The organism is Methylobacillus sp. MM3, assembly GCF_001645185.1.
GTDB lineage: Bacteria > Pseudomonadota > Gammaproteobacteria > Burkholderiales > Methylophilaceae > MM2.
The window spans coordinates 1-423 of sequence record NZ_LXTQ01000021.1; the positions used below are offsets into that span (position 1 = coordinate 1).

Annotated in this window: 1 protein-coding gene; it reads left to right on the top strand. The window is 56.5% G+C overall.

The genetic code is table 11. The annotated features are described in order from the left end of the window. A partial coding sequence (locus A7976_RS08720) for a CoA-binding protein (protein WP_131801008.1) occupies window positions 1-423 on the top strand: 423 nt, incomplete at both ends.

Here is a 423-nt window from a genome sequence, read left to right on the forward strand (position 1 = left end):
CCCGGTGACGCCAGCCTGGAAAGCGGTGTTGGGTGTGTTGGCCTGGCCGGATATTGCCAGCTTGCCCTTTACACCCGACCTTGCGGTTTTATGTACCAATGCCAGCCGTAATCTTGCTCTTCTGGAAGAGCTCGGCGAGAAAGGCTGTAAAACCTGCATTATTCTTTCCGCCCCGGCATCGCAACACGAAGATCTCCGCGCCTGCGCCCTGCGCCATAACATGCGCCTGCTTGGACCAATCAGTCTGGGTTTACTGGCTCCCTGGCAAGGTCTGAATGCCAGCTTTTCGCCTGTGCCGATTAAACGCGGCAAGCTGGCGTTTATTTCGCAATCGGCTGCCGTCTCCAACACCATCCTCGACTGGGCGCAACAGCGTAAGATGGGCTTTTCCTACTTTATTGCGCTCGGCGACAGCCTGGATAT